Origin of the sequence: uncultured Virgibacillus sp. (genome assembly GCF_947495635.1) — a bacterium.
Taxonomy (GTDB): domain Bacteria; phylum Bacillota; class Bacilli; order Bacillales; family Amphibacillaceae; genus Virgibacillus; species Virgibacillus salarius.
Genome location: NZ_CANMAB010000155.1, coordinates 1 through 5,583, shown reverse-complemented (window position 1 = coordinate 5,583; position 5,583 = coordinate 1). Strand labels below are relative to the sequence as shown.

5 protein-coding genes are annotated in these 5,583 nt (G+C 39.0%); 4 read left to right on the top strand and 1 reads right to left on the bottom strand.

Annotation, left to right across the window (positions count from 1 at the left end; all coding sequences use genetic code 11):
- Nucleotides 1–138: 138 nt before the first annotated feature.
- The 3 genes from Q1A47_RS19725 (at nt 139) to Q1A47_RS19715 (ending at nt 1,475) form a co-directional block, all read left to right on the top strand.
- Nucleotides 139–273: a hypothetical protein gene (locus Q1A47_RS19725; protein WP_281949463.1), complete on the top strand. Its 135-nt coding sequence runs from the start codon at nt 139–141 to the stop codon at nt 271–273.
- A gap of 16 nt (nt 274–289) precedes the next feature.
- On the top strand, nt 290–424 hold the full coding sequence (locus Q1A47_RS19720) for a hypothetical protein (protein ID WP_281949463.1): 135 nt from the start codon (nt 290–292) through the stop codon (nt 422–424).
- A gap of 82 nt (nt 425–506) precedes the next feature.
- Entirely contained in the window at nt 507–1,475 is a 969-nt protein-coding gene (locus Q1A47_RS19715) for a D-glycerate dehydrogenase (protein WP_034678054.1), read from the top strand.
- A gap of 410 nt (nt 1,476–1,885) precedes the next feature.
- On the opposite strand, the gene Q1A47_RS19710 is transcribed toward Q1A47_RS19715, so the two are convergent.
- Entirely contained in the window at nt 1,886–3,073 is a 1,188-nt protein-coding gene (locus Q1A47_RS19710; RefSeq protein ID WP_026681861.1) for a M24 family metallopeptidase, read from the bottom strand.
- 852 nt (nt 3,074–3,925) lie between these two features.
- Between Q1A47_RS19710 and Q1A47_RS19705 the strand changes: the two genes are divergently transcribed.
- On the top strand, nt 3,926–5,278 hold the full coding sequence (locus tag Q1A47_RS19705) for an aspartate aminotransferase family protein (RefSeq protein WP_121604606.1): 1,353 nt from the start codon (nt 3,926–3,928) through the stop codon (nt 5,276–5,278).
- Nucleotides 5,279–5,583: the final 305 nt, after the last annotated feature.

Here is a 5,583-nt window from a genome sequence, read left to right as displayed (position 1 = left end):
TTTATCCCCACGGATGGTTAGACGAACCAATCGGACATTTACTGGCAGTTGATCCCACACTTAGCTATATTGGTTTCTCCTCATTGCTTGAGGGGGCTTACTGCCAGTTATATGCGGGATAAAGTGAGACTTCCATCCGTGGGGAAGTTTATTTATCCCCACGGATGGTTAGACGAACCAATCGGACATTTACTGGCAGTTGATCCCACACTTAGCTATATTGGTTTCTCCTCATTGCTTGAGGGGGCTTACTGCCAGTTATATGCGGGATAAAGTGAGTCTTCCATCCGTGGGGAAGTTTATTTATCCCCACGGATGGTTAGACGAACCAATCGGACATTTACTGGCAGTTGATCCCACACTTAGCTATATTGGTTTCTCCTCATTGCTTGAGGGGGCTTACTGCCAGTTATATGCGGGATAAATGGACCTTGACTTATTTATTAGAACCTACTATGTTGAAAGTAATTTAATTTTAAGATAGTACAGAATGGGGGAAGCTTATTATGAAAATTCTTGCCTATCAACGCGTCGAAAAGCCTGTGCTTGATGATTTACAAAAAAACCATGACGTTCAATTTTTTAAGAATGTGGATACAAATTCAGATCAAGCTTTCTTAGCTTTTCTTCAACAAGCAGATGGTATTATTGGACTCGATTTAAAGATTGATCGTCAATTATTGGATCGTGCTCCAAACTTAAAAATTGTTAGTAATGTTTCAGTTGGGTACAATAACTTAGATTTAGAAGCATTGACTAATAGAAAGATTATGGCAACTAATACTCCTGGCATTCTGACCGATACAGTCGCTGATATGGTCTTTGGCTTAATACTATCAACAGCTAGAAGGCTCCCCGAACTCAATCAACTCGTAAAATCAGGTAATTGGGTTGAATCACTGGATAGTAGACATTATGGTACTGATGTACATCATAAAACAGTAGGTATTATTGGTATGGGGAGAATCGGCTTTGCCATTGCCCAACGAGCTCATCATGGTTTTGATATGAACATTCTCTACCATAGCCGCACCCGAAAGCCCGAAGCTGAAGAGAAATTTCAGGCAACCTACGCTAGCTTAGATCAATTATTACAACGTTCTGATTTCGTTTGTCTGATTACACCATTAACTAAAGAAACAAAACATTTGATTGGTCAACGGGAATTTAACTTGATGAAGAAAACAGCTATTTTCATTAACGGTTCTCGCGGAAAGACAATTGTCGAACAGGATTTAATTCAAGCGTTAAAAAACGGCAATATCGCAGGTGCAGGCCTTGACGTATTTGAACAAGAACCTGTCGATCCTAAAAATGATTTATTGAAAATGGATAATGTAGTCACCTTACCCCATATTGGTTCATCGACTCACGAGACGGAATTAAAAATGTCAGCATTAGCTGCCGAAAATTTGCTTGCAGGTTTACGTGGACAAAAACCACCAAACTTAATTAATGATACGGTATGGAAATAAAGTGAAACTTCCATCCATGGGAGCTGTTATCCCCACGGATGGTTAGTACCACAAGGGTATGACCTAAAGGCCCTTAAACCAATCAGACATTTACTGGCAGTTGATCCCACACTTAGCTATATTGGTTTCAATTGATTACGTGATTTGGGGAGCTTACTGCCAGTTATATGCGGGATAAAGTGAGACTTCCATCCGTGGGGAAGTTTATTTATCCCCACGGATGGTTAGACGAACCAATCGGACATTTACTGGCAGTTGATCCCACACTTAGCTATATTGGTTTCAATTGATTGCGTGATTTTGGGATCTTACTGCCAGTTATATGCGGGATAAATTAGTACGGATATTATTTCCACCTTCGTTCAAGGCAGTCACTTACGTTCTGCCTTAAACGAACCGTTTTGCTATATTTAGGCTAAACGAATATTAGGTTTTACTAATAATTCACGAGGAAAATCTGCTAACACTTCACAGCCTTTATCTGTTATGCGAAAAGATTCACTTATTTCAACCCCCATATGGTCAAGCCATATTCCAGGTATCATATGAAAAGTCATGTTCTCTCTAAGGATTGTATGATCGCCAGCTCTTAGACTAGCAGTATGCTCTCCCCAGTCTGGGGGATAGTTTAATCCCATTGAGTAACCAAGCCTCGAATCTTTTTTTATTCCACTTTTCTCTATAACTCTGCGCCACACAGCCTCTACCTCTTCACAAGTAATACCTGGACGAATGGCATCTAACGTTATATTTATCCCCTCTACTACGACGTCTGCGATATATTGAATATTTTCATCTGGCATACCAAGAAAGATTGTTCTAGCTAAAGGTGAGTGATATCGTTTATAGCAACCAGATAATTCAATAATTACCGGATCACCTTGTCGGAATAGCTCATCTGTCCACGTAAGATGACAAGCTGAAGTTCGATCACCAGTTGGTAATAATGGTACAATTGCAGGGTAATCTCCGCCAAAATCATCTGTTCCCCGGATCTGGGCATGAGCAATTGCTGCAGCAGCATCGGATTGCCTTACTCCAGCATCAATGGAATCAAAAGCAGCCTGCATCGCCCCTTCAGCGATTTTTGATGCAATTTTAATACATTCTATTTCCTGATCAGACTTAATAATTCGTATCCAATTTACTAAATTTGTTCCGTCCTTAAATACAGCATTAGGCAGATTTTCTTTTAGCTTCATAAAATTTTTTGCTGTGAAATAGTAGGCATCAAACTCAGCTGCAATCGTTTTCTTGTCATACTTTTTAGCTTTAATAAAATCACTGACAAACTCCATCGGATGTTTTTCGGAAGACTGGATATAATCATCTGTATATGGATATACATGATCCGCTTCTAACCAAGATGTGTGGAAAGCCGCACTAGCATCTTGCCCTCTGCCAATCCAATAAGGTTGATCCTCATCAATAAAAATGACAAGCAATTGATGTACGTAGAATGACCATGCATCATATCCACTTAAATAATTCATATTAGCTGGATCTGTGACAAGTAAAACCTCAATTCCTTCATTAGCCATACGGTGTTTTGTTTTCGTTATCCTTTCATAATATTCAGAAATAGAAAAAAACACCATACAAACCCCTCCATTCATTTAAAGTGAAGCTGCTTGAGTGAACAACACCAACATCAAAGTAGATCATATAAATATCACAAGAATTAATATTGTTGTTAATTGTAATTTCTTTGATGATTGGAAAAGTTTAACAATCATGGGCGAGGAACTTTTCACTGCCCATGCGTTTGAAAAGACAGTTACAGTAGGCATTAGAAATAAAGTGAAACCTCAATTAGGTTTTTACTAAAACAAACACGTACAAAGGCTTCATTCGCCACGTCATGTGGCAACGCCTTTGTGGCCTAATGTAGGCCCGAACCAATCGGACATTTACTAGCAGTGCCCCCCCTCTTGCCAATAGGGTTCACTTTATTTGGGGCGGCTTACTGCCAGTTATATGCGAGGTAAAAGGGTGGGATTAATAGAACATGCCTGTCGATTGTCGGCATTAAATACAAAATAATGCACACAAATTAAAAAGTATGGAATACGTTATATTTTCTTCTAATGTGTACTATAAATATATGTAATAACACAATAAATGATGAAAATGCTATTTAAAAATGGGCGCAGACAGAGCAATCTCTGCCTCTACCCATTTATTTTGTCACAGACTACACTTGAGAATAGTATAGCAATTGAATGTTTAATCGTCTATATCATTTTTCTGTATTTTATAAATTTATTGACTATTTTCTTTAAATGTGTTTAATTATTGGTAACTTGAATTGTCGACAAACGACAAAGAGAGCCAACCTGAAATCACTACAGTAACTATTCCTCATTCATCATATATCACATTTGCTACTTTTCCCATCTTTCACTTTCAGCTTTTTTATTTGATCCGATTATAGAAAGGAGTTTGTTATATTGGAACCAACTATAAAAAAAGAGGACCTGTTGGAAAAAGATGAGAAGTATCTTTGGCATGGCATGAAAAGATATAACCCTAGCAGTACAATGATTAGCACCAAAGCTGATGGTATCTGGATCACGGATATCGACGGTAATAAATTTCTTGATGCACAGGCAGGATTATGGTGCGTTAATGTAGGTTATGGTCGAGATGAACTAGCTGACGTCTGTGCACAGCAATTAAAGGAGATGCCTTATTATCCATTAACACAAAGTCATATACCAGGAATAAAATTAAGTGAAAAATTAAATGAATGGCTAGGCGACGATTATGTTATTTTTTATTCCAATAGTGGATCGGAAGCTAATGAGACAGCCTTCAAAATTGCCCGCCAATATTACCAACAGACTGATGCACCTAATCGCTATAAATTTATTTCACGCTATCGCTCGTATCATGGTAGCACTTTAGCTACATTAGCAGCCGGTGGACAAAATCAACGGGCCTATAAATACGAACCATTAGCATCAGGCTTCGTCCATATCACACCGCCGGATTGCTATCGGAGCCCTTTTACGCATGAAAATGAACAATGCTGTCACCAAGCTGCTGATGAGTTAGATCGCACAATTACTTGGGAGATCAAAGAAACAATTGCTGGATTTATTATGGAGCCAATTATTACTGGCGGCGGAATATTAGTTCCCCACGATAGTTATATGAAAAAAGTTCGTGAGATTTGTGATAAGCACGGTGTCTTATTAATTGCTGATGAAGTTATCAACGGGTTTGGCAGAACAGGGAAGCCCTTCGGATTTATGCATTATGATGTAAAACCAGATATAATTACGATGGCTAAAGGACTAACAAGTGGATATATGCCACTAGCAGCAACTGCTGTAAAACGTGACATATATGAAAAATTCAAAACCTCAACGAAGGAATACGATCATTTCCGTCATGTTAACACATTTGGCGGCAGCCCAGCAGCTTGTGCTGTTGCTATACGAAATTTAGAGATTATGGAAGAGGAACATTTAGTCACTAACGCTGCGAACCTGGGGGAATATTTGCTCGCAGAATTACAAGAACTGTATACGCACCCTAATGTTGGTGATATTCGTGGTAAAGGACTATTAGCTGGTATTGAGCTTGTAAAAGATAAACAAACAAAGGAACCAATTGATGAAACCATAGCTGCAGGCGTCGTGAACTATTGCAGAAAAAGAGGCATCATAATTGGCAAAACAAGCGATACGGTTGCAGGCTATAACAATATTATAACGATGTCACCACCGCTTTCTATATCAAGAGATGAAATTAATTATCTAGTAACCATCCTAAAGGATGCTATTGCTGCGATTTAGTATAAAGTGAAACTTCAATCAGTGAGGATTTACTGCCAGTTATATGCGGGATAAAGTGAAACTTCCATCCGGTTTTAACTGAAACATATACGTACAAAGGCTTCATTCGCCGCGTCCTGTGGCAACGCCTTTGTGACCTACTTCCATGTAGGCTCGAACCAATCGGACATTTACTGGCAGTTGATCCCACACTTAGCTATATTGGTTTCTCTTCACTGCTTGAGGGGGGCTTACTGCCAGTTATATGCGGGATAAAGTGAAACTTCCATCCGTGAGGAGTGTGTTTATCCCCCACGGATGGTTAG